This window comes from Bradyrhizobium manausense (assembly GCF_018130615.1).
Classification (GTDB): Bacteria; Pseudomonadota; Alphaproteobacteria; order Rhizobiales; family Xanthobacteraceae; genus Bradyrhizobium; species Bradyrhizobium manausense_A.
Genome location: NZ_JAFCKB010000007.1, coordinates 193967 through 214635 on the forward strand (window position 1 = coordinate 193967; position 20669 = coordinate 214635).

The following is a 20669-nucleotide window of genomic DNA, read 5'->3' on the forward strand; positions in this document are numbered from 1 at the left end:
GCGAAGCGATGGAGTCCGAAAGATGAAAATGCCCTTCGCAGGCGCGATCGATTGCGACCTGCATCCGCCGATGCCGAGCATGGCGCAGCTCTTGCCGTATCTCGACGACTACTGGCGTGACCAGATCACCAACCGCGCGATCGACCGCATGTCGTTCGCGATGATGAGCTATCCGCCGAATGCGCCGATCAGCGCGCGCGCCGATTGGTGCACCGCTCAGGCCGGGCCGAGCGATCTCGATAGGCTGCGTACTCATGTCCTCGATGCTTTCGATCTCCAGTTTGGCATCGCCAACGTGATGCACGGCGCGATCGCGCTCTACAATGACGATATGGCGGCAGCGATCTGCCGTGCCGTGAACGACTGGCTGCGGGCGGAATGGCTGGATCGCGAGCCAAGGCTGCGAGGGTCCATTCTGGTGCCGCCGCAAGATCCGGCGCAGGCTGTTGCCGAGATCGAGCGCCTCGCGCCCGACCGGCGCTTTGTGCAGGTGGTGCTGCCGGTGATGGGCGAAAAGTTGCTCGGTCGGCGCGAGTTCTTCCCGCTCTACGAGGCGGCAGAACGGCACGCGCTTGTCATCGCCGTGCATGCAGGCAGCACCTATCGGTACGCGCCGACGATCGTAGGCTGGCCGTCCTATCAGTTCGAGGACTACGTCGCGCAAGCACAGGCTTTCGCCAACCAAACCATCAGCCTCGTCGCAGAGGGGGTGTTCCGCCGCTTTCCGCGCCTCAAGGTCGTGATGCTCGAGTCCGGCGTGAGCTGGCTGCCGATGACCGTGTGGCGCACCGACAAGACCTGGCGCGGCGCGCGGCCGGAAGTGCCCTGGGTGGACCGCTGGCCGTCCACGATCATCCAGGAGCATTTGCGCTTCTCGATCCAGCCGTTCGATGCGCCGGATGCGACAGCGGTCGCGCAGACGCTCGATCGCATCGGTTCCGACGCGGTGCTGCTGTTCTCCACCGACTATCCGCACTGGCAGTTTGACGGCGATGACGTGCTGCCTGACGGCCTGCCGCCGGACTCGCTGCAGAGGATTCTCGTCGACAATGCGCTCGCAACCTATCCTCGGCTGGCGCAGGGCGCGGCCTCCGCCGCCGAGCGAGCGAAGGAGGACGCGAGATGAACGCACCCTTCGTCGAACAAAAGGCGCGGCAGACCCTCGCGGTCGTCGATTGCGATATCCATCCGGCTCACCGTACGCCGGGCGAGCTCTTGCCCTATCTTGAACCGCGCTGGCGCGAGCACTACGAGACCCATGGCGTCCATGTGCGGCAGGCGCTGCAGAGCGGGCTGATGTATCCGCGCATGATGGCCGCAGGCATGCGCGCCGATTCGCTTCCCGAGAAGGGCGGTCCCGCGGGGTCGGATCTCGATCTTCTGCGCAGGCAGCATCTGGATCCCGTCAATGTCGAGTTCGGCCTGCTGATGGCGCTCAGCAAGGGGGGCATGGAGGAGCGAAATCCCGGACTTGCGGCGGCGCTTTCGCGCGCCACTAATGACTGGCAGATCGATCGCTGGGTGCGCGAGGAGCCGCGCCTTCGTGCCGGCATCGTCGTGCCGCAGGAGTTTCCCGAAGCGGCTGTGGCCGAGATCGAACGTTGCGCCGGCGATCGCCGCTACGTGCAGATCATGCTGTCGTCGCGACCTTCGGATCCGCTGGGTCATCGGCGCTATTGGCCGATCTATGAGGCCGCGGAACGTGCTGGCCTGCCGATCGGGCTGCATCCGGTCGGCTACAATGGCGGTCATCCTTCCACGGGCTCTGGCTGGCCGACCTTCTATCTGCAGGAGCACTATGTCTTCGTGGCCTGCATGGAAGCCCTCGCCAGCAGCCTGATCATCGAGGGCGTGTTCGAGCGTTTCCCGAAGCTGAAGGTCGTGCTGGTCGAGGGCGGCTTCGGCTGGGCTCCGGCGCTGGCGTGGCGCATGGACAAGCATTTTGACAAGTTCCGCAAGGAGGTCGCGCATCTCAAGCGGCGTCCCTCGGAATATCTGCGCGAGCACATCTGGTGGACGACGCAGCCGATCGAGGAGCCGGCGCAGGCACGCCACATCGTCGAGATCATTGATTGGATCGGTTGGGACCGGCTGCTCTACTCATCGGACTATCCGCATTGGGACTACGACAATCCGTCTTTTGCTTTCAAATTCCCGATGACTGAGCCGCAGCGCCGCATGATCTTCAGGGACAATGCGCTGGCATTGTATCGCCTCGCATGAGTCGCCATGTGGTCTGCCCGGCAGCCGAGTTGCCGCCCGGTGCGCGCAAGGTCGTCATCGTCGACGGCCGCGAGATTGGTGTGTTCAATGTCGAGGGGCGCCTGCATGCGCTGCTCAACCGCTGTCCGCACGGCGGGGCTGCAATCTGCTCTGGCGTGGTCACCGGCCTTAGCCAGTCGTCAGGCCCGGGCGACTATCGTCTGGAACGCCGGGGTGAGTTCCTGCGCTGTCCTTGGCACGGCTGGGAGTTCGACATGGCGACCGGCCAATCCTGGTGCGATCCGCGCCGCACCAGGGTGCGCAGCTTCGAGGTGAAGCTTGAGGCCGGTTCCGATCTCGTAATGGGACCGTATGTGGCGGAGCGATATCCCGTCACGGTCGAGGACGCTTATGTCGTAGTCGATTTCTAAGAACCTGGGGCGCGCGCCCCTGCCTAGGCGGCGCGAATATGCGCGAGGAAACGATCCACCTCGTCGCGCAGGCGCTGAGACTGTTTTGACAGCTCAACGGCCGAGGCCAGCACCTCTTCCGCGGCCGTGCCCGTCGCCGCGATGCCGTCTGTGACGCCCGCGATGTTTTGCGAGACCTCACCGGTGCGCGCGGCGGCCTGCTGGACGTTCTGCGCGATCTCCTGCGTCGCCGTCCCCTGCTGGCCGACGGCTGCCGCGATCGCGGCGGAGATCTCGTCGACTTGCTGGATCGTTGCGCAGATTGATTGGATGCCGTCGACCGCGCCGGTGGTCTCGCCCTGGACCGCGGTCACCTGCGCGCTGATCTCTTCGGTCGCCTTGGCGGTCTGGGTCGCGAGCGCCTTGACCTCGGATGCTACCACCGCAAAGCCGCGACCGGCTTCGCCCGCGCGCGCCGCCTCGATCGTCGCATTCAGCGCCAGCAGATTGGTCTGCCCGGCGATGCCGCTGATGAAGGAGACGACGTCGCCGATTTTTTGCGCGGCATCGGCAAGGCTCTGAACGCGCGCATTTGACGCCTGTCCATCGCTCGCGGCCTTACCCACCACTTCGGTCGCATGCGCGAGGCGGCGGCTGATCTCGGTCATCGATGAGGACAATTCCTCCGCCGCGGCCGCGACCGTCTGCACGTTCTCCGAGGCGAGCGCCGAGGCCGACGACACCGTGCGGGTCTGCTGTCGTGACTGCTCGACGATGGCGGACATCGAGCGCGCGGTGTGCTCCATTTCGACCGCAGCCGAAGACACCGTGGTGACGACGTCGCGGATGGACGCCTCGAAATTATCAGCGAGCGCGGCAAAGGCGCGCCGCTTCTCGGCCTCGGATTGCACCTTGGCCTCGAGCTGTTCGGCCTGGAGCTTGCCGAAGTTGACGGCATTGTCGCGGAATACCGCGACCGCCTTCACCATGGCGCCGACTTCGTCGTTCGCTTTGCTTTCGGGAACGGCGACGTCGAGCCGGCCCTCGGCAAGCTCGCGCATGACGTTCGTGATGGAGAGGATCGGCCGCGAGATTCCGCGCGCGATGAGATAGCCGACGATGGCGGCGAGGATCAGCGCGAATGCGGCGATGCCGATCGAAAGCCGCCAGGCGCGATCGGCGGAGGCCACGTAGTCGGAGTTGTCCATCACCAGTTCGACGGCGCCGAGCGGCTTTCCGGAAAAGTCCTTGATCGGTCCGAGCAGCGCGGCGACCGGTGTGGTGTCGAGCGTCGCCTGCCGCACCGTAAAGTCGCCGGCGGCGGCGCGGCCGTAATCGGCTGCCTCGAAGAAGCTCTTGCCCTTCAGTGTGCCGCCGAACAGCTTGAAGCCCGCGCCGTCGGCGAGATGGAAGGCGATATCGACGTGGCGGTTGAGCTTGAAATCGTCGAGGAAGGACTGGCCGAAGCTCAGGCCGAATTCCACCGAGCCGAGATGCTTGCCGGCTTGCGCAATCGGCACCACGCCGCGGATGCCGAGCCCGGCGACGCCGCCTTCGAGGCCGACGACGACCTTGCGCTCCAGATTGGCGTCGACGACGGTCTTGCGGAAGCTCGAGAGGTCGTCGCCGAACTTCGCCGGCTGGTGCACGCGCAGGAAGGATGTCGCGGGCGGCGTATGGAACTGGAACTGCTCGACGCCGTACTCCGATTTGGTAGCGGCGAACACCGGGCCGAACAGGCGCACCAGCGCCTCGCGATCCTGCTTCGCCATCGCCTCCTGCGTCGCCGGCATCGCGGCCACGACCGTGCTCATGGCGGCGGCGCGGTGGGACTCTTCGGCAATTCGCGACAACAAAGCATCGTAATGACTGCGCAGTTCCCGCTGATCGGCGCGGTCGATGATCCCCGCAATGATCCACATCGCGCCGAGCACGGCAATCAGCGCGGTCGCTGCCGCCGTCACGGCCAGTGCCACCGTGATCCGCATCCTGAGGCCGAGGCTCGTCCGCATGTCCGACTCGTTCGTTGAGCGTTGATTAACAACACCTATCAACTTCTCGCTAAGAGAGGGTGAACGGGATACCGGCGGAACAGGGGGTGATGGTTGTGTGATGCTGGCTATCGGCCAAAACATCGCGGGTCATCCCGGCGAAGGCCGGGACCCATAACCACGGGGAGTAGTTTGACGAAGATCGCCGTTCGGTACTCCGACCAACCACGATCGATAGATCACGCGGTAAGGGTCCGGGCCTCCGCCGGGACGACACCGTATGAGCGGCGCGCTACCGAATCCTAGTACCCTCTGCTGCGGTCTACCACGTTCTCCAGCGCTCCCCCCGCCTCGAACCGCGCGATCTGCTCGGCGACATAGGCCGAGATCGCATCCGCGTCGGTGTCGGCGGCGTTGTGCGGGGTCAGCACCACCCTGGGGTGGGTCCAGAACCGGCTGTCGGCGGGCTGTGGTTCCTGCACGAAGACGTCGAGCGAGGCGGCGCCCAGCGTGCCGTCGTCGAGGCAGGCCAGGATGTCGGCCTCGTTCTGCAGGCCGCCGCGGCCGGCATTGATCAGAACGGGCGCGCCGAGCGGGCTCTTGCGGTTGAGTTTTGCAAAGACGTCGCGGTTGAGGATGCCGTGCGTGTCCGGTGTCAGCGGCAGCAGTGAGACCAGGATGTCGGTCTTGCGCAGGAACGCATCCATTCCGGCGCTGCCGTGAAAGCACTCGACACCGGCGATGGTGCGCGGGCTGCGGCTCCAGCCGGTGACTCGGAAGCCGAGCCGCCGCAGCACATCGGCCGCGTCGGCGCCTAACGTGCCCAAGCCCATGACGCCGACCGTGACTGCGCTCGCCGGCCACTGATATTTCGGCTCCCAGCGCTTGGTGCGCTGCGAGTCGCGCAGGTACAGCTCCTGACGGTGATGCATCAGCACGTGCAGCACGACATATTCGGTCATGCGGTTGGTCAGATCAGGCACCGCGACACGCACCAGCGGCACGTTGGGCAGGCTCTTGTCCGCCATCAGCGCATCGACGCCGGCGCCGAGATTGAAGATCGCCCGCAGATTGGGGAATGAGCCGAGATCGCCCGGCACCGGCTTCCACACCGCGGCATAGTGCACTTCGGCCGGATCAAGCCCGGCATCCGGCAGCAGCGCGACGCGGCGGCCGCCGCAGACCGCGTCGAACCGGGCCTTCCAGCGCTCCGGCAGCCAGTTCTGCTGCGTGCTGTTGATCAAGACGGCCAGGGTGCCCAGGGTCATTCGAAGTGCCTCGTCGGTTCCGCTTTCAAGAACCCTCCTTGGCACGATCCGACGGATTTTTCTCGCAAATTTTTTCCGCAGCCGTGTCGGGGCGGGGCATAGTGGATCGTCTTCAAAACAAGCGTTCAGGGAAGGTGCTGCCCATGCTTTATGCGATCCTTTGCTATCATGACGAGGACTTCGTCGGCTCCTGGAGCAAGGACCAGGATGAGGCCGTGATGAAGAAGCTCGCCGTGGTGCAGGAGAAGCTCACGAGCCAAGGGCGGCTCGGACCGGTGGCCCGCCTGCTGCCGACCACGGCGGCCGCGACCTTGCGCAAGGAAGATCCGCCGCTGGTGCTCGACGGCCCCTATGCCGAGACCAAGGAGCAACTGCTCGGCTTCTACATCGTCGATTGCAAGAACCTGGACGACGCGCTCGACGTCGCACGCGACCTTGGCGCGGCCAACCCGGGCGGCGCCTACGAGGTGCGGCCGGTCGGCGTGTTCCGGCCCGGAGGAATTTCGGCGTGAGCGACACCGACACCGCCTGGATCGAGACCGCGCTGACCTCGGCGCGACCTCAGGCGGTTGGCGCACTGCTACGCTATTTCCGCGATCTCGATACGGCCGAGGAGGCGTTTCAGAACGCCTGCCTGCGTGCGCTGAAGACTTGGCCACAGAACGGACCGCCGCGCGACCCCGCGGCCTGGCTGATCATGGTCGGCCGCAATGTCGCGATCGACGAGGTGCGCCGCACCCGCAAGCAGCAGCCGCTGCCCGAGGACGACCAGGCGATCTCCGATCTCGACGACGCCGAAGGCGCGCTGGCCGAGCGGCTCGACGGCTCGCATTACCGCGACGACATTCTGCGGCTGATGTTCATCTGCTGTCATCCGCAATTGCCGGCGACGCAGCAGATCGCGCTCGCGTTGCGCATCGTCTCGGGTCTGACCGTGAAGCAGATTGCGCGCGCTTTCCTGGTTTCGGAAGCCGCGATGGAGCAGCGCATCACCCGCGCCAAGGCAAAGGTCGCGGAAGCCGGGACGCCGTTCGAGGCGCCCGGCGCGGTCGAGCGGTCCGAGCGGCTCGCCGGCGTCGCGGCGATGATCTATCTGATATTCAACGAGGGCTACTCTGCGAGCGGCGACACGGCCGAGATCCGCAAGCCGCTCTGCGAGGAGGCGATCCGGCTGGCGCGGCTGCTGTTGCGGCTGTTTCAGAGCGAGCCCGAGATCATGGGGCTCACAGCGCTCATCTTGTTGCAGCATGCGCGAAGCGCCGCGCGCTTTGCCGAAGACGGTTCGCTCATTCTGCTGGACGACCAGGACCGCTCGCTGTGGAACCGCACCATGATCGCGGAAGGCCTCGCCTTGATCGACAAGGCGATGCGCCACCGCCGCAGCGGGCCCTACCAGATCCAGGCCGCGATCGCCGCACTGCATGCGCGCGCGGCGACGCCGGAGGAGACCGACTGGGCCCAGATCGACCTGCTCTACGGTGCGTTGGAAGTTGTGCAGCCTTCGCCGGTGGTGACCCTCAACCGCGCGGTCGCCGTCTCCAAGGTGCGCGGGCCGCAAGCCGCGCTCGACCTGATCGAGCCGCTGGCGCCGAAACTCGCCAACTACTTCCATTTCTACGGTGTGCGCGGCGCCTTCCTGATGCAACTCGGCTGCAACGACGAAGCCCGCATCGCCTTCGATCGCGCCATCGCGCTCGCCAACACGTCGGCCGAGGCCGCCCACATCCGCATGCACATCGATCGCCTGATCCGGGACAGCCAGCCGAAGAGCGGCGGCGCCCGCCAGGGCGTCAAGGCGAAATAGCGTGCAACTCTCTCCTCGACGTCATGCCCCGGGACAAGCCCGGCCATGACGCGGAGCGGGCACGGTGCAAAAATTTGCTTCCCGTGTGTCGGCCACGGCCACCCCCCTTCGTCTTAATCCCGGATCAAGGGAGTCGTCCATGTTGAGATTCATTGCCATTATCGCTGTCGTGCTCGCGGTCGGGATCGCAGGCATCTTCGTTTTCGCGTCGACCAAACCCGACACGTTCCGTGTCGAGCGCTCGCTCGCGCTGAAGGCGCCGGCCGCGGCGATCTATCCGCTGGTCGCCGATTTCCACTTCTGGACCAACTGGTCGCCTTATGAAGAGCGCGATCCCGCGATGAAGCGCACCTTCGGGGGAACTGCGGCCGGGAAGGGTGCCACTTATGCCTGGGACGGCAACAACAATGTCGGCGCCGGTCATATGGAGATCCTCGAGGCGAGCACGCCGTCGAAACTCCGTATCAAGCTCGATTTCGAGCGGCCCTTCGAAGGCCACAACACCGCGGAGTTCACCTTTGTGCCGCAAGGCGATGCCACACTGGTCACATGGGCGATGTACGGTCCGGCTCCCTTCATGTCCAAGGTGATGCAGGTCTTCGTCAACATGGACAATATGATCGGCAAGGATTTCGAGGCCGGCCTCGCGGGCCTCAAGAAGCTCACGGAGAAGTAACGTCAGTCACCGTCCGGCGAAACGAAGAGGAGAGAAACGATGCTCAATCCCTATCTGTTCTATCAGGACACCTGCGAAGCCGCATTCAATCATTACGCCAAGGTGCTCGGCGGCAAGATCGAGATGATGATGCGTGCGAGCGAAGCGCCCGCCGATATGCGCCCATCGCCTGGACGCGAGAAGATGATCATGCATGCGCGGATGTCGCTGCCCGACGGCAGCGTGCTGATGGCATCCGACTCACCGCCCGAGCATGCCCAAAAGCCCCAGGGCTTCTCGATTTCGCTCACGGTCGCGGACCCCGCGGAGGGCGAGCGCAAGTTCAACGCGCTCGCGGACGGTGGAACCGTCACGATGCCCTTCAGCAAGACGTTCTGGGCCAAGGGCTTCGGCATGTGTGTCGACAAGTTCGGGATTCCCTGGATGGTGAACTGTCCGGCCGAAGGGATGTGAGCACACGGGCGATATGCGTTGAGCGGCGAGACCCTCTCTCCATGTTTGAACAGTTTGCGAGAGAGGGGCGCGCGGAACCGCATCACCCGGCAGGATCTCAGCGGATCGATCCGGTCACGTCCTCGCTTGGCGGCTGCGTCACGCAACTGCGACAGATCACGAGCCTCGAGCCGATCTGCCTGTCGTTCTCGGCCTCGATCTCGTCGTGGACAGCCCACCATGCGTCGGAATAGGGGCGCAGCGTGGCGAGCACCCTTCGCCGCTCCACATTGGGGTCGCTCTCTGGTGCTGTGTGATTGGCAAGGCGATGCTTTGTCACAATGGGACGATTGGGATCACGACCGAGCCCGTCCCATGCGATTGGGCGACGCTCCGCCGCCGGCGCGGCCGAGCATCCCGCGAGCGCTGCGCAAAAACTGAGCAAGACGAAAATGTGCCGGGCCATGCCGAACCTACTGTGCGATACGCCACGCAAATTCGCGTGGAAAACTTTGCATTGCGACGCTTACCTGGGACTTGAGGGAAAACGACGTCGCCAGCATGGCCGAAAGGAGATTCGTGCACGCGCGTCACGTTGCGAGAACTGCGTGCGCGGCTTTGTGACACGAAGCGGATCGCATCGCACAACAACTGGCGCAAGATTAGGCTGTGAACTTCCGCCGGAATCGCTAATCATGTTCACAATAGCTACAAATAAGGGCGGGCGTGACTTGGAAGGGAGCGACCGATGGCGGCGGCGCTACAAATCAATTTTGCTCTGTGGGGAATGCTCATCTGCGCCAGCGTGAAGCTCGCGCCGATGATCCAGATTGCCTTCCCGTAGAGGAACAGCCAGTTTGTGACGGCCGCGGCTCCCTGTGCGAGCATGCAGAGCCAGCCGACCGTTGCGACTGCGCAAGTGATTGGGAACATCAGGGCGAACGCCCGATGGGTTCCTTTCTGCAAGAGTGACGATCATCGACAGCGCGGATAGATCGCGGCGAGATCGCGGCCCTTCAGCAGGAGCAACCGTGAGGTGAGGCCGCCGCGGCGGCTGATCCAGTCGCGGACCGCGCCCGGATAGGCCTCGAGCACGGCTTCGGATGCTTCCGGCTCGGCATAGAACCGACCACGTCGATCGACCGAACGTGCGGCGTGAAAGCCGAGCACCGCGCGCTTCGTGACGCAAATCCGCTCGCCTGGCACGATGCTGAGCACCAGCGTGCAGGCCGACAAGCACGGGCCGTCGATCACCACGCGCTGGCCGCTCGCGCGCACCTTCTCGAACAGATCAAGGAACGGTCCGACCTGCCCGCCAGGGGACTGGATGATCCGGATCTCGGCCGCGGCAGGTGCGGAAGCGAGCAGGGCGGCAGCGAGTGCAACGGCTTTGGGGACAGTGACGCGTCGCATGAAGCACTCCACGAATTCAGTGCCGTAGGGTGGGTTAGCCGAAGGCGTAACCCACCATCTTTCGCGCCGCGCGAGAAGAGGTGGGTTACGCGCAGCGGCCGCGCTTCGCGCAGCCGCAGTGCTAACCCACCCTACAAGGTTCTACCCGTTCCGCCGTTCGCCGCGCAAGGTCGGCAGGCCGATGCCTGCCGCATCGAAGCCGCCATCGACGGCCAAAATTTGGCCGGTGATATAACTCGCGCTTCCGGAGCACAGGAAGAAGATCGCTTCCGCGAGTTCCTCCTCCAGGCCGTAGCGGTTGAGCGGGATGGCGTCGTGATAGTCGGCGCGGATCTCCTTGGTGTGCACCTGCTTCGCCATCGCGGTGTCGACCGGCCCCGGCGCGACCGCATTGACGCGGATGTTGAGCGAGGCGAGCTCGACCGCGAGCTGCTTGGTGAGATGTGCGAGCCCGGCCTTGCTGGTGCCGTAGGCCGAGCGCAGCGTCGAGGCGCGCACGGCCGAGATCGAGGTGATGTTGACGATGGCGCCGCCATCGCTGTCGCGCATCAACGGCACTGCCGCCCTGGTGCAGAGGAACGGGCCCGTGAGGTTGACCTCGAGCACGCGGCGCCAGTCGGTCTCCGGCGTCTCCATCAGCGGAGCGAATACCGCAATGCCCGCGTTGTTGACCAGCGCATCGAGCCGGCCGAAACGTTGCTCGACCGTCTTCATCGCGGCACCGACCGCGGCGCCGTCCGAGACGTCGCAGACGAGCGCCTGCGTGTCGTCGCTCTTGCCGATGTCGGCGACGGCCTCGGCGAGCAGCTCGCCCTCGATATCGAGCAGCCCGACGCGCCAGCCTTCCGCGAGAAACTTCTTCGCGGTCGCAAGTCCGATGCCGCGCGCGGCACCGGTGACGAGGGCGACTTTCTGCGGGGAGGCTGGCATGGGCTGGTTTGTCCTGTGTCGAAACGAGGTGGGCGTGTAGGTACCCACTCCTTTTACTGCGCTTTAGTCCTAGCGAGGAAGAGGGCAGACGATGAGTGAATACAGCCGGCAGACTGGTCAGATCCGCCCCCCCCCCGAGGTGACCGCTTCTTGGCGGCCCTCGAAGGATGACGGTGATAGAGTGGAAGCTAAGACAGTTCCGCCGACGCGCGCTGCATGTTCGCGGACATGTCCGAGGTCACGATGCTCTGCTCCTCGACCGCGGCGGCGGTGGAGGCGATGAACTCGTTGACACCGGCGATTGCGACCTTGATGGCGGTCAGCGAGCTCGCGACGTCGCCGGAGATGGTGTTCAGCGCGTCGATTTCCGACGTGATCGTATCGGTCGCCTGCTTGGCCTGACCGGCGAGGTTCTTCACCTCGGACGCTACCACCGCAAAGCCGCGGCCGGCTTCGCCGGCGCGCGCCAATTCGATCGTGGCGTTGAGCGCGAGCAGGTTGATCTGGCTGGTAATGCCGGCGATCATCTCGACGATGCCGGTCATGGCCTGCGCGGCTGCGTTCAGCTTCTGGGCCTGGAGGTCGGCGGCGTCGACCCGCGTGGTCGCGGTCTTGGAGTTCTCGCGCGACTTCGCCATGGTCTCGGAGATCTCGCGGATCGAGGCGCTCATCTGCTCGCTGCCGGCGGCGACCGCCTCGATCAGCCCGCGGGCATTGTCGGCCTTCTTGCGGCCGCCTTTGGCGATCCGCTTGAACTCGGCCGCCTCGAACTCGCCGCGGTTCAGACTGGCCCAGAAATCGCGATAGCGCGCGCTCTCGCGCTCGGCCGGGCTGACGAAGATGCTGTGGTGCTTACCCTTGATCTCCGCGAGCGAGTAGCCGCTCATCTTCAGGAGATTTTCGTTGGCATCGAGAATGGTGCCGTCGAGGCCGAACTCGATCATGGCCTGCGAGCGGTCGAGCGCTTCGACCTCGGCGACCGCGTGCCTGACCTTCTTGCTTTGAAAATTGAACACCTCAGCCCCGCAACGTTCCCAACGCGAATCGGCAGGATTGCCGTCCCGTTTGCCCTCAGCCGAAAAGTTGCATGAGCTGCTTGAGCAACTGCAAATTCTTGCAGGAACCGGAATCGGCGCCGTAATTGAACGTGCTCCGGCCATGTCCTTCGGGGCGCACACGTTCCCGATTCTTATGCACGGTAGGATTCATAAGTAGGGTCGTATTTGTACGGGGGCTCATTTGCGCGGCGCGTTGACGCAGCGCGCTCCAACAGTCGCGCCGGCCCCAGGCAATGACCTCCGAAATAATTTTCCCGGCCGTGTCGGCCTTGTAGAAGGCCGTTCGTCTTAGAAGTGAGCGCGGGTCGGACGGCTCGCTCGTGAGGAACCGCATGCGATTCATGATGCTGATGATCCCGCTCGGCTACGAGACAGCGCCGGCGGACGTGCAACTCGATCCCGAACGGGTCGCCGCGATGATGCGCTACAACGAGGCGCTGAAGGATGCCGGCGTGCTGATCACGCTGGACGGCCTGCATCCGCCGTCGATGGGCGCCCGCGTCTCGTTTGCGACCGGCGTGCCCGTCGTGACCGACGGCCCCTTCGCGGAAGCCAAGGAAGTGCTGGGCGGTTACTGGATGATCGAGGTGGCCTCGCGCGACGAGGCGATTGCCTGGGCTAAGCAGTGCCCGGCCTCAGCCAATGAGATCATCGAGATCCGTCAGGTGCAGGAGATGAGCGACTTTCCGCCCGACGTGCAGGCGGCTGCGGCCGGCCTCGACGACCTGAAAAACTAATCGAGCAAGGGAGAAAACCGATGAGCACCGATACCTATCTCGCCGTCTTCCTCGGCAGCAAGAGCGGCCCGAAATGGGCTGCGTGGAACGCGATGTCCGAGGCCGAGCGCAAGGCGAAGGAAATGGAGGGCATGGCGGCCTGGAAGGGCTGGGTCGAGAAGCACCAGGGCGCGATCCAGGCGATGGGCGGTCCGCTCGGCAAGACCAAGAGGGTCGACGGCAAGGGCGTCGCCGACATCGCCAACGAGATGGGCGCCTTCACCGTGGTCCGCGCCGCCTCGCATGAGGCCGCTGCCAAGATGTTCGAAAATCACCCGCACTTCGCGATCTTCCCGGGCGAGCGCGTCGAGATCATGCCGGTGCTGCCGATCCCGGGCGGCTAGGGCTCATCGGATCGTCGCAGACGTACAAGTCCGGGTTCACCAAAACCCGTTGCCGCTAGTGACCTTCACCACCAGCTCATGTAAAGATCGTTCACATGAGCTGGCGCAAGGAGCAGCGCCGCGCCGAGCGCGGCTATCACCACGGCAATCTGAAGGAAGCACTTCTGCAGGCCGCCCTCGGGCTGATCGCCGAGAAGGGCGCGGCCGGCTTCACCTTTGCCGATGCCGCGCGCATGGCGGGCGTCAGCGCGGCGGCGCCTTACCGGCATTTTCGCGACCGTGACGAGCTGTTGTCCTCGATCGCCCAGCGCGGTTTTGAGCAGTTTGAATCGCGGCTGACCGCAGCCTGGGACGACGGGCGCCCGGACACCGTCACGGCGTTCGAGCGCGTCGGCCGGGCCTATCTCGCCTTTGCCCGCGAAGAGCCCGCTTTCTACAACGCGATGTTCGAATCCGGTCTGCCCGTCGATGCCAATGCGGCGCTCCAGGCCGCAAGCGAGCGCGCTTTCAACGTCATTCGCGCCGCCGCCGAGCGGCTTGCGGCGCTCGCCCCGCCCGGCACGCCGCGCCCGCCGGCGATGATGATGGCGCTGCATATCTGGTCGATGGCGCACGGCGTCGCCTCGTTGTTCTCGCGTGGGGACGCCGCGCGGCGAAAACTGCCGATGTCGCCGGATGAACTGCTGGAGGCCGAAGTGCTGATTTATCTGCGCGGCCTTGGCTTCCCGACCGACCGCAGGCCGAAAGCGAAAAGCGCCGAGCCGCCGCCGGTGCCACCGGAGGCGGCCTCCGGTTCCGGCGTGCCGCCGGGCGGCGCTCCAGCTGGTCCTTGGGGCAAGCCGAAATAAAATTGCGCAAATAATTCCGCGGGCGTGCCGGGCCGCCAGCTTGACAAAATCGCGGGATGGTCTAGCTATGTAAATGTTATTTACATTCACAACGGCGCGATGCCGTGATGGAGAAGGGAAATGGCCTACACCGCTGATGTCAATCGCTGGCGCGGCCCCTCGGACCAACAGCAATCGTACGAGCGGCCTCACATGCTCGATACACCCTGGCATCCTGGCTGGATTGCCGTGACCATCCTCGGCTTCATCATCTGGTGGCCGATCGGACTTGCCCTTCTCTTTTTCACACTCGGGAGCAGAAGAATGTCGTGCTGGAGCAACTCGGATCGCTGGCAGAACAAGATGGAGCGGATGCAGTACAAGATGGACCGCATGCGCGACCGCATGGAGCGCCGCGGCTTCGGCGGCTTTGGCTTCGGCCCGCCGACCTCCGGCAACCGCGCCTTCGACGAATATCGCAGCGAGACGTTGCGTCGGCTCGAGGAGGAGCAGGTCGAGTTCAAGAACTTCCTCGACCGTCTGCGTCACGCCAAGGACAAGGAAGAGTTCGACCAGTTCATGGCTCAGCACAAGACGCGTCCGACCCCGCCGCCGACCGACCAGCAGCAGGGCTGATACCTCTCAAAGCCTTCAGGCGCATGCCCCCAAAGTCCTGATGGCCCCGAGCCGCCCGCCTGCGCACCCCGCAGGCGGGCGGTTTGGTTTTTCACCTCGCCCCGATTGCGGAGAGAGGTCGAATTCGATCGCAGATCGAATTCGGGTGAGGGGGTACAGGTCCATCGTCGATCGAGCGTCTGGAGAGAGGCCCCCTCTCACCCCAACCGTCTCCCCGTAAGAACGGGGAGACGGAGACGATCGAGCGTCTGAGGGGCTCCGCGGAGCCAGAACCTCGACTGCGCTACCCGACACTAAGACTTGCGTGTGCCGCTTCGGCCGACACACATCTCATGTCTGGGTCAAGCGCGTCATGGACTTCACCACCCGCCTGCTGCTCGGCGTCACCGCCTTGGTGGTGCTGGGCTATATCAGCTTCGTCTATGGCAGCTGCGCGGGCGATCCCGACTGCCATTTGCGCGTCTGCGGCCGTCAGTTTTGCGGTGTCGTATCCAGCCATGCCCAAGATCGCCCGGCGCCATAGAACCTGTTTCCCGCGGGGCACGACCAACCCCTGACAACGCTGCCCAGCGCGCTAACAGGTCCCACCATGACCAACGCCGAACGCAAGCAGATCGACCAGCGCATCGCGCTGCTGGAGCGCGTCAGCGCGCTGTTCGACCGGTTCGGCGGCTTTATTCCGATGGCGATCGCATTCCTCAATCGATGGCCGACCAAGGTTGAGCTCTATCCGCATTGGCAGGTCGGCGAATCCTGGAAGTTCTTTCTCGGCTGCTTTCTCTATTTTCTGGCCTCGCTTGCGCTCAGCCGCGCCATCATTTTTGCGAAAGCGGGCCTCGAGCCATGATCCTGCTCAGCGATATCGCGCTCTTCATCCTGCCCGCCCTCGTCGCGGCGGGTGGCTGGCTCTATGCGTTCGATTTGCGCAAGCGAACGCGGACAGGCAACGCGCGCGATGACCGCGCGCTTCAGCGCACTGTCGCGAGCTGCGCGCGCACCGACGTGAGGAAGTGCTCGTAAGCGTGGTCGACGATCTCGTTGAGGGATCGCGTTCGCGCGAACATCGCCTTGGCTTCGGTGAGGAACTCGTCGCGGGTCGGAATCTTCGGCAGATGCAGATGCGTGAGCGCATCGACGCCATCATGCGCGCGATTGAGGATGTCGTGCAGCGTCGGCAGGTGCAGTTGGGCGGGATCGGCCCGGTGCAGGGCCGACGAGATCGCGTGCGCCAGAGCGTGCGCATCGAACCGCCCGGCAAGCTCGCGGGCGGCGCGATTGATGACGCGCGCGCCGAGCGGCTGCTCGTTGCGCAGCACCTGCTCCGGCGGCGCCTTCATGTTCCAGACGATGCCGAACCAGGACAGGATCGTCAGGACGTAAAAGGTCACATCGATTTCCCACCGGCGAAAACCCTGCCGCACGCTGCTCTGGTAGGCGTGGTGATTGTTGTGCCAGCCTTCACCGAGCGTGAACAACGCCAGCAGCCAGTTGTTGCGGGAATCATCGCCCGTCACGTAGCGCTTGCGTCCATGCACATGGGCCAGCGAATTGATGCAGAAGGTGGCGTGATAGACCAGCACTGTGCTCCAGAGGAAGCCGACGACGAGGCCCGACCATCCCGCGACCAGGAAGCAGAGCCCTGCAAGCACGAAGGCTGGCAGAAGCTCCAGCCGATGCAGCCACATCAGCTCCGGATAGACTGCGAGATCGCCGACCTTCACGAGGTCGGTCGTGTCGTGCTCCCGATAAAAGATCCAGCCGAGATGGCTGTACAGGAAGCCGCGCTGACGCGGCGAATGCACGTCGTGTTCAGTATCGGAATGCAGATGATGATGTCGGTGCTTGGCCGCCCACCACAACACGCTTTTCTGTGCGGTGCTTTGCGCAATGAAGGCCAGGATGAACTGAAACACCCGGCTGGTCGCATAAGCCTTGTGGGAGAAATAGCGGTGATAGCCCGCCGTGACCCCGAACATGCGCACGACATACAGCGAACCGCAGATCGCGACGGCTTGCCACGTGACGCCCGACCAGATCGCCGCAAAGCAGCCGAGATGGACCAGCAGGAACGGCACGGCGGAGGGGTACATGATGTCGTCGTGCTGGTCGTCGGCGGGCGCGTTGGGCGACATGTTCTTGGCGTAACCTCGGATGAGGGGATCAGGGACTGGTGTGTCGGTAGCGCAGGAGGCCACCGGGTACGAAAAACCCGCGGATGGCGGACCACCGCGCGGGCTTGAGATGCTTTCGACATTCCCGGCCAACACAGCGTCGGCCGAAAATCCGCCGGACTATAGGGTCGCGGGCCTCTGGCATGCAAGCTCGTAGCCTCACGGGGAGCTGCGGCATCATGCTCGGCTCGGCGGTGCCGCTGGCGCTGCTTTGCCCACGACCTATATTGGGAAGCATCAAAATACCGGAGGCGACGATGGCGGAAGCTGCGATCATGGCGAGCGACAGCCTCTGGCGAAGCATTCGCGACGAAGCGGAGCGCGCCGCCGCCGCGGATCCAATCTTTGGCAAGGCCGTTGCCGGCGCCATTCTTGCCCATGATGATTTCGCGGCGGCGCTCGCTGATCTGATCGGACGCCGGCTTGGCGCCAGCGCCGCGGAGCGCGAACGTTTCACTGCATTCTCCCGCGATGCCTTTCGCAGCCAGCCGGATCTGATCGAAGCGGCCAGCCATGATTTGCAGGCCATCGTACGCCGCGATCCCGCCATTGCCGGCCTGTTGCCGCCGCTCCTGCATTTCAAGGGATATGTCGCGCTGCAAGCCTGGCGCGTCTCGCACTGGCTCTGGCGTCATGACCATCGTGATGCGGCGCTGCTGTTTCAGAACGAGTCCTCGAACGTCCTGCAGGTCAGCATTCATCCCGCCGCGACGATTGGATCGGCGGTCTATCTCGACCATGCCACCGGCATCGTCATCGGCGCCCATGTCGTGATCGGCGACGAGGTCACCATCCTGCAAAACGTCAGCATCGGCCGCAGCAGTGAATTGCCGACGCGCTCGCCGCGTATCGGCCGCCATGTCTATATCGGCGCCGATGCCAGCGTTCTCGGCGACATCCGCATCGGCGATTTTGCCAAGATCGGCGCCGGCACGGTCGTGACATCGGATGTCCCCGGCGGCTGCACCGCGGTTGGCAATCCTGCGCGGCTGGCCAATTGCGCTGAACGCGTGGCCTGACGCGCGCCTCGCTCAAGCCGCGCGGCGGTGGCAAATCCTCGCCAAGAGTGATTTCGGGCCAATTCTCTGGGGAGGGGCTGGTTCCTCCGGGCGACGCGACAGGTCCTGGCCGTGCCTGCTGCAAGGCTCAATACGCGGCGCAGCACGCCGCACCCTGCGACCTCCGGCCCCGCGCCCGACACGCGCCATCCCCCTGCGCTGCCTTCCTTTCCCGCAGCCAAATTCGTCCCTGGTAACCCGGCATTAACCATCGCCGGGCTCTGGTAATCATGGACAATCGCGCCCGGAGCTGTCGTCGAGGCCCTTAGTTTTGACATCTTGGCAGGGAATGCAGGCGGCGGCTTTGGACAAGCCCCCTGTACCCCAGAAAGACAAGGCTTTGAGCGGGCTTGCCGGCCGCGCCGGTTCTAGCGCGGCTATTGGGGAACCGCTCGCCATTTGGCTAGCCGGGACATAGGTAACGATCGCCAAAAACGATCGTCTTGAGAGGATATTACTGATGAATCCGGCCGAAATGGCTCAGTCCGCCCTTCCGGTTGCCGCCTCCGCCGACGTGTCGCTGATTGCGCTGTTCTGGCAGGCTCACTGGATCGTGAAATGCGTCATGCTGGGCCTTTTGTCCTGCTCGGTCTGGGTCTGGGCCATCGCGATCGACAAGATCTTCCTCTATGCCCGCACACGCCGCTCGATGGACCGCTTCGAGCAGGCGTTCTGGTCCGGGGAGTCGATCGAGGAGCTCTATCGCACGCTCTCGGCCAAGCCGACCCATTCCATGGCGGCCTGTTTCGTCGCCGCGATGCGCGAATGGAAGCGCTCCTTCGAGAGCCACGCCCGCTCGGTCGCGGGCTTGCAGATGCGCATCGACAAGGTCATGAACGTCTCGATCGCCCGCGAGGTCGAGCGGCTGGAGCGCCGCCTGCTGGTGCTCGCCACCGTCGGCTCCGCCGGCCCCTTCGTCGGCTTGTTCGGCACGGTCTGGGGCATCATGTCGAGCTTCCAGTCGATCGCTGCGTCGAAAAATACCTCTCTGGCGGTCGTGGCGCCCGGTATCGCGGAAGCGCTGTTTGCGACCGCGGTCGGCCTTATCGCCGCCATTCCTGCCACTATTTTCTACAATAAGTTCACCTCCGAGGTGAACCGGCAGGCCCAACGGCTCGAGGGTTTCGCTGACGAGTTTTCGGCCATCCTGTCCCGCCAGATCGACGAGCGGGGCTGAGGGACGGGAGGTATAGTGTGAAGGCGGGATTGGGCACCAAGCCATGGGCATGAACGTCGCGAGTTCGTCCGGAGGCGGCGGGCGCCGTGGCCGGCGCAAGCCGGTCGTGGCCGAGATCAACGTTACGCCGATGGTCGACGTGATGCTGGTGCTGCTCATCATCTTCATGGTGTCGGCGCCGATGTTGACGGTCGGCGTGCCGCTCGACCTGCCCCAGACCCAGGCCAAGAGCCTCGAAAACAATGACCAGAAGCCGCTTCAGATGTCGATCGACATCAACGGCAAGGTCTTCATCAATGACGCCGAGGTCGCGCTGAACGAACTGATCCCGAAGCTGAAGGCGATCACGGACGCGCGCGGCGGCCTCGAGGAGCGCATCTATCTGCGCGCCGACAAGAAGGCGGATTACGGCACGGTGGCCAAGGTGATGGGCCAATTGTCGGGGGCGGGCTTCAAGAAGCTGGCGCTCGTCACCGAAGCGGATCAGGGGACTTGAAGCGGTGAAGGTGAACGTCGACAAGACACTCGTTGCGTCGATTGCCCTCCACGTCCTCGTGATCGGATGGGGGCTGCTCACCTTTAGCAGCAAGGCCTTCATCGCGCCCGAAGAATCGCTGCCGATCGACATCATCTCCAGCGACCAGCTCGCGCAGATCACCAACGGCCAGAAGACCGGCAAGAAGGAAGAGCCGAAGCCCAAGGTCGAGAAGATCGCCGAGGCCAAGCCCGAGGAAGATGCCGTCGGCAAGGTCACCGAGAAGAAAGAGCTGATCAAGACCAACTCGACCCCCGACACGCCGCCGCCGAAGCCTGTCGAAAAGCCGGTCGAGAAGAAACCCGATCCGCCGAAGCCGGTCGCGGAGGCCAAGCCGAAAGAAGAGCCGAAGCCGCAGGAAAAGAAGCCTGATCCGGCCAAGGAAGATCCGATCGCCGAGCTCCAGAAGAAGCTGGACACCAAGAAGCCGCCGCCGAAGCCCGTGGAGCAGAAGGTCGCGGCGGTGCAGCCGCAGCAGCAGCCGAAACCCAAGGAGCGCACCTTCGATCCCGCACAGATTGCCCGCGACCTCGACAAGCGTGCTGCGACCCGGCACGAACTCACCGGCTCGGCGCTGAACGCGTCGGCGTCGCTTGGCTCGACATCAGGGACAGCCGCCAACAATGTCGCGACCTGGCAAGGTGCATTCCAGGGCGCGGTCAAGCGCTGCTTCACGCCCACCTATAACGGGCAGGACGCCAACCAATACGAAGCCGACATCGACATTCCCATGAGGATCGACGGATCGCTCGCATCCGAGCCGGTCATCGTCGCGGTGCGCGGACCGTCGCGGTCGATCGCCCAGGCGGTGGCGGAGAGTGCCAAGCGTGCCATCGTGCAGTGCCAAGTCTATTCGTTCCTGCCGAAGCAGCAATACGACAGCTGGAAGCTCATTCCGATGACTTTCGGCCTGAAAGACATGTTGTGACATCCGGACAAAAGAATTTTGCAATGAATGACG

23 protein-coding genes and 1 pseudogene are annotated in these 20669 nt (G+C 64.4%); 17 read left to right on the forward strand and 7 right to left on the reverse strand.

What is annotated here, in order from left to right; translation table 11 throughout:
- Positions 1-22 precede the first annotated feature (22 nt).
- From JQ587_RS16050 to JQ587_RS16060, 3 genes are read left to right on the forward strand one after another with little or no spacing between them, the layout of a single operon-like run.
- Positions 23-1126, forward strand: coding sequence for an amidohydrolase family protein (locus JQ587_RS16050; protein WP_212425913.1), 1104 nt, complete (start codon positions 23-25; stop codon positions 1124-1126).
- Positions 1123-2223, forward strand: a complete 1101-nt coding sequence (locus JQ587_RS16055) for an amidohydrolase family protein (RefSeq protein WP_212425914.1) — start codon at positions 1123-1125, stop codon at positions 2221-2223. The genes JQ587_RS16050 and JQ587_RS16055 overlap by 4 nt, the downstream gene beginning before the upstream one ends.
- Complete coding sequence (locus tag JQ587_RS16060; protein ID WP_212425915.1) at positions 2220-2633, forward strand: Rieske (2Fe-2S) protein; 414 nt, start codon at positions 2220-2222, stop codon at positions 2631-2633. The genes JQ587_RS16055 and JQ587_RS16060 overlap by 4 nt, the downstream gene beginning before the upstream one ends.
- A gap of 23 nt (positions 2634-2656) precedes the next feature.
- On the opposite strand, the gene JQ587_RS16065 is transcribed toward JQ587_RS16060, so the two are convergent.
- Both JQ587_RS16065 and JQ587_RS16070 read right to left on the reverse strand, forming a co-directional pair.
- Entirely contained in the window at positions 2657-4624 is a 1968-nt protein-coding gene (locus JQ587_RS16065) for a methyl-accepting chemotaxis protein (RefSeq protein ID WP_212425916.1), read from the reverse strand.
- 281 nt (positions 4625-4905) lie between these two features.
- Positions 4906-5871 (reverse strand): 2-hydroxyacid dehydrogenase, encoded by a 966-nt coding sequence (locus tag JQ587_RS16070; protein ID WP_212425917.1) that lies wholly within the window; start codon positions 5869-5871, stop codon positions 4906-4908.
- A 143-nt stretch (positions 5872-6014) separates the two neighbouring features.
- Here JQ587_RS16070 and JQ587_RS16075 point away from each other — a divergent pair, with 143 nt between their 5' ends.
- The 4 genes from JQ587_RS16075 (at position 6015) to JQ587_RS16090 (ending at position 8804) form a co-directional block, all read left to right on the forward strand.
- Complete coding sequence (locus tag JQ587_RS16075; RefSeq protein WP_194466203.1) at positions 6015-6383, forward strand: YciI family protein; 369 nt, start codon at positions 6015-6017, stop codon at positions 6381-6383.
- Positions 6380-7675, forward strand: a complete 1296-nt coding sequence (locus JQ587_RS16080) for an RNA polymerase sigma factor (RefSeq protein ID WP_212298255.1) — start codon at positions 6380-6382, stop codon at positions 7673-7675. Before JQ587_RS16075 ends, JQ587_RS16080 begins: the two co-directional genes overlap by 4 nt.
- A 139-nt stretch (positions 7676-7814) precedes the next feature.
- Positions 7815-8351: an SRPBCC family protein gene (locus JQ587_RS16085; RefSeq protein WP_212425918.1), complete on the forward strand. Its 537-nt coding sequence runs from the start codon at positions 7815-7817 to the stop codon at positions 8349-8351.
- A gap of 39 nt (positions 8352-8390) precedes the next feature.
- Complete coding sequence (locus JQ587_RS16090; protein ID WP_212298253.1) at positions 8391-8804, forward strand: VOC family protein; 414 nt, start codon at positions 8391-8393, stop codon at positions 8802-8804.
- Positions 8805-8901: 97 nt separating this feature from the next.
- Here JQ587_RS16090 and JQ587_RS37175 read toward each other — a convergent pair whose 3' ends face one another.
- The 4 genes and pseudogenes from JQ587_RS37175 to JQ587_RS16110 all read right to left on the reverse strand — a co-directional run.
- Positions 8902-9057, reverse strand: a complete 156-nt coding sequence (locus JQ587_RS37175; RefSeq protein ID WP_433995295.1) for a hypothetical protein — start codon at positions 9055-9057, stop codon at positions 8902-8904.
- A gap of 701 nt (positions 9058-9758) precedes the next feature.
- The gene (locus tag JQ587_RS16100; protein WP_212298251.1) at positions 9759-10196 is read right to left on the reverse strand and encodes a hypothetical protein; all 438 of its coding nucleotides are present in this window, start codon (positions 10194-10196) and stop codon (positions 9759-9761) included.
- A 141-nt stretch (positions 10197-10337) separates the two neighbouring features.
- Positions 10338-11126 (reverse strand): SDR family NAD(P)-dependent oxidoreductase, encoded by a 789-nt coding sequence (locus tag JQ587_RS16105; protein WP_212425920.1) that lies wholly within the window; start codon positions 11124-11126, stop codon positions 10338-10340.
- Between the two features lie 188 nt (positions 11127-11314).
- Positions 11315-12085 (reverse strand): annotated as a pseudogene (locus JQ587_RS16110) (methyl-accepting chemotaxis protein); the annotation flags it as partial.
- Between the two features lie 431 nt (positions 12086-12516).
- Here JQ587_RS16110 and JQ587_RS16115 point away from each other — a divergent pair.
- The 6 genes from JQ587_RS16115 (at position 12517) to JQ587_RS16140 (ending at position 15614) form a co-directional block, all read left to right on the forward strand.
- Positions 12517-12921, forward strand: coding sequence for a YciI family protein (locus JQ587_RS16115; RefSeq protein ID WP_212425921.1), 405 nt, complete (start codon positions 12517-12519; stop codon positions 12919-12921).
- A 20-nt stretch (positions 12922-12941) separates the two neighbouring features.
- Positions 12942-13304 carry a YciI family protein gene (locus tag JQ587_RS16120; protein ID WP_212425922.1) on the forward strand — a complete coding sequence of 121 codons (363 nt, stop codon included), beginning with the start codon at positions 12942-12944 and terminating at the stop codon, positions 13302-13304.
- A 95-nt stretch (positions 13305-13399) separates the two neighbouring features.
- Positions 13400-14152: a TetR/AcrR family transcriptional regulator gene (locus tag JQ587_RS16125; RefSeq protein ID WP_212425923.1), complete on the forward strand. Its 753-nt coding sequence runs from the start codon at positions 13400-13402 to the stop codon at positions 14150-14152.
- A gap of 120 nt (positions 14153-14272) precedes the next feature.
- A complete protein-coding gene (locus JQ587_RS16130) occupies positions 14273-14767 on the forward strand; it encodes a DUF2852 domain-containing protein (protein WP_212298246.1) in 495 nt (164 codons plus the stop codon).
- Positions 14768-15119: 352 nt separating this feature from the next.
- Positions 15120-15290, forward strand: a complete 171-nt coding sequence (locus JQ587_RS16135; RefSeq protein WP_212425924.1) for a hypothetical protein — start codon at positions 15120-15122, stop codon at positions 15288-15290.
- Between the two features lie 66 nt (positions 15291-15356).
- Positions 15357-15614 (forward strand): hypothetical protein, encoded by a 258-nt coding sequence (locus JQ587_RS16140; RefSeq protein ID WP_212425925.1) that lies wholly within the window; start codon positions 15357-15359, stop codon positions 15612-15614.
- A gap of 121 nt (positions 15615-15735) precedes the next feature.
- Here JQ587_RS16140 and JQ587_RS16145 read toward each other — a convergent pair whose 3' ends face one another.
- Complete coding sequence (locus JQ587_RS16145; RefSeq protein WP_212425926.1) at positions 15736-16899, reverse strand: acyl-CoA desaturase; 1164 nt, start codon at positions 16897-16899, stop codon at positions 15736-15738.
- A 296-nt stretch (positions 16900-17195) separates the two neighbouring features.
- Here JQ587_RS16145 and JQ587_RS16150 point away from each other — a divergent pair, with 296 nt between their 5' ends.
- The 4 genes from JQ587_RS16150 (at position 17196) to JQ587_RS16165 (ending at position 20636) form a co-directional block, all read left to right on the forward strand.
- Entirely contained in the window at positions 17196-17957 is a 762-nt protein-coding gene (locus JQ587_RS16150) for a serine acetyltransferase domain-containing protein (protein WP_212425927.1), read from the forward strand.
- Between the two features lie 499 nt (positions 17958-18456).
- Positions 18457-19173 (forward strand): protein TolQ, encoded by a 717-nt coding sequence (gene tolQ, locus JQ587_RS16155; RefSeq protein WP_057759169.1) that lies wholly within the window; start codon positions 18457-18459, stop codon positions 19171-19173.
- Positions 19174-19216: 43 nt separating this feature from the next.
- The gene (gene tolR / locus JQ587_RS16160) at positions 19217-19669 is read left to right on the forward strand and encodes a protein TolR (protein WP_212298242.1); all 453 of its coding nucleotides are present in this window, start codon (positions 19217-19219) and stop codon (positions 19667-19669) included.
- 4 nt (positions 19670-19673) lie between these two features.
- Positions 19674-20636: a protein TolA gene (locus tag JQ587_RS16165; protein WP_212298241.1), complete on the forward strand. Its 963-nt coding sequence runs from the start codon at positions 19674-19676 to the stop codon at positions 20634-20636.
- Positions 20637-20669 lie beyond the last annotated feature (33 nt).

Excerpts from the sequence above, each read along its gene's own strand:
- JQ587_RS16105 (WP_212425920.1), bottom strand. The coding sequence starts at position 11,126 with ATGCCAGCCTCCCCGCAGAAAGTCGCCCTCGTCACCGGTGCCGCGCGC.
- JQ587_RS16055 (WP_212425914.1), top strand. The coding sequence starts at position 1,123 with ATGAACGCACCCTTCGTCGAACAAAAGGCGCGGCAGACCCTCGCGGTC.
- JQ587_RS16065 (WP_212425916.1), bottom strand. The coding sequence starts at position 4,624 with ATGCGGACGAGCCTCGGCCTCAGGATGCGGATCACGGTGGCACTGGCC.
- JQ587_RS16075 (WP_194466203.1), top strand. The coding sequence starts at position 6,015 with ATGCTTTATGCGATCCTTTGCTATCATGACGAGGACTTCGTCGGCTCC.
- JQ587_RS16120 (WP_212425922.1), top strand. The coding sequence starts at position 12,942 with ATGAGCACCGATACCTATCTCGCCGTCTTCCTCGGCAGCAAGAGCGGC.
- tolQ (WP_057759169.1), top strand. The coding sequence starts at position 18,457 with ATGAATCCGGCCGAAATGGCTCAGTCCGCCCTTCCGGTTGCCGCCTCC.
- JQ587_RS16050 (WP_212425913.1), top strand. The coding sequence starts at position 23 with ATGAAAATGCCCTTCGCAGGCGCGATCGATTGCGACCTGCATCCGCCG.
- JQ587_RS16145 (WP_212425926.1), bottom strand. The coding sequence starts at position 16,899 with ATGTCGCCCAACGCGCCCGCCGACGACCAGCACGACGACATCATGTAC.
- JQ587_RS16135 (WP_212425924.1), top strand. The coding sequence starts at position 15,120 with ATGGACTTCACCACCCGCCTGCTGCTCGGCGTCACCGCCTTGGTGGTG.
- JQ587_RS16060 (WP_212425915.1), top strand. The coding sequence starts at position 2,220 with ATGAGTCGCCATGTGGTCTGCCCGGCAGCCGAGTTGCCGCCCGGTGCG.
- JQ587_RS16150 (WP_212425927.1), top strand. The coding sequence starts at position 17,196 with ATGGCGGAAGCTGCGATCATGGCGAGCGACAGCCTCTGGCGAAGCATT.
- JQ587_RS16125 (WP_212425923.1), top strand. The coding sequence starts at position 13,400 with ATGAGCTGGCGCAAGGAGCAGCGCCGCGCCGAGCGCGGCTATCACCAC.
- JQ587_RS16085 (WP_212425918.1), top strand. The coding sequence starts at position 7,815 with ATGTTGAGATTCATTGCCATTATCGCTGTCGTGCTCGCGGTCGGGATC.
- JQ587_RS16140 (WP_212425925.1), top strand. The coding sequence starts at position 15,357 with ATGACCAACGCCGAACGCAAGCAGATCGACCAGCGCATCGCGCTGCTG.
- JQ587_RS16100 (WP_212298251.1), bottom strand. The coding sequence starts at position 10,196 with ATGCGACGCGTCACTGTCCCCAAAGCCGTTGCACTCGCTGCCGCCCTG.
- JQ587_RS16090 (WP_212298253.1), top strand. The coding sequence starts at position 8,391 with ATGCTCAATCCCTATCTGTTCTATCAGGACACCTGCGAAGCCGCATTC.
- tolR (WP_212298242.1), top strand. The coding sequence starts at position 19,217 with ATGGGCATGAACGTCGCGAGTTCGTCCGGAGGCGGCGGGCGCCGTGGC.
- JQ587_RS16130 (WP_212298246.1), top strand. The coding sequence starts at position 14,273 with ATGGCCTACACCGCTGATGTCAATCGCTGGCGCGGCCCCTCGGACCAA.
- JQ587_RS16070 (WP_212425917.1), bottom strand. The coding sequence starts at position 5,871 with ATGACCCTGGGCACCCTGGCCGTCTTGATCAACAGCACGCAGCAGAAC.
- JQ587_RS16115 (WP_212425921.1), top strand. The coding sequence starts at position 12,517 with ATGCGATTCATGATGCTGATGATCCCGCTCGGCTACGAGACAGCGCCG.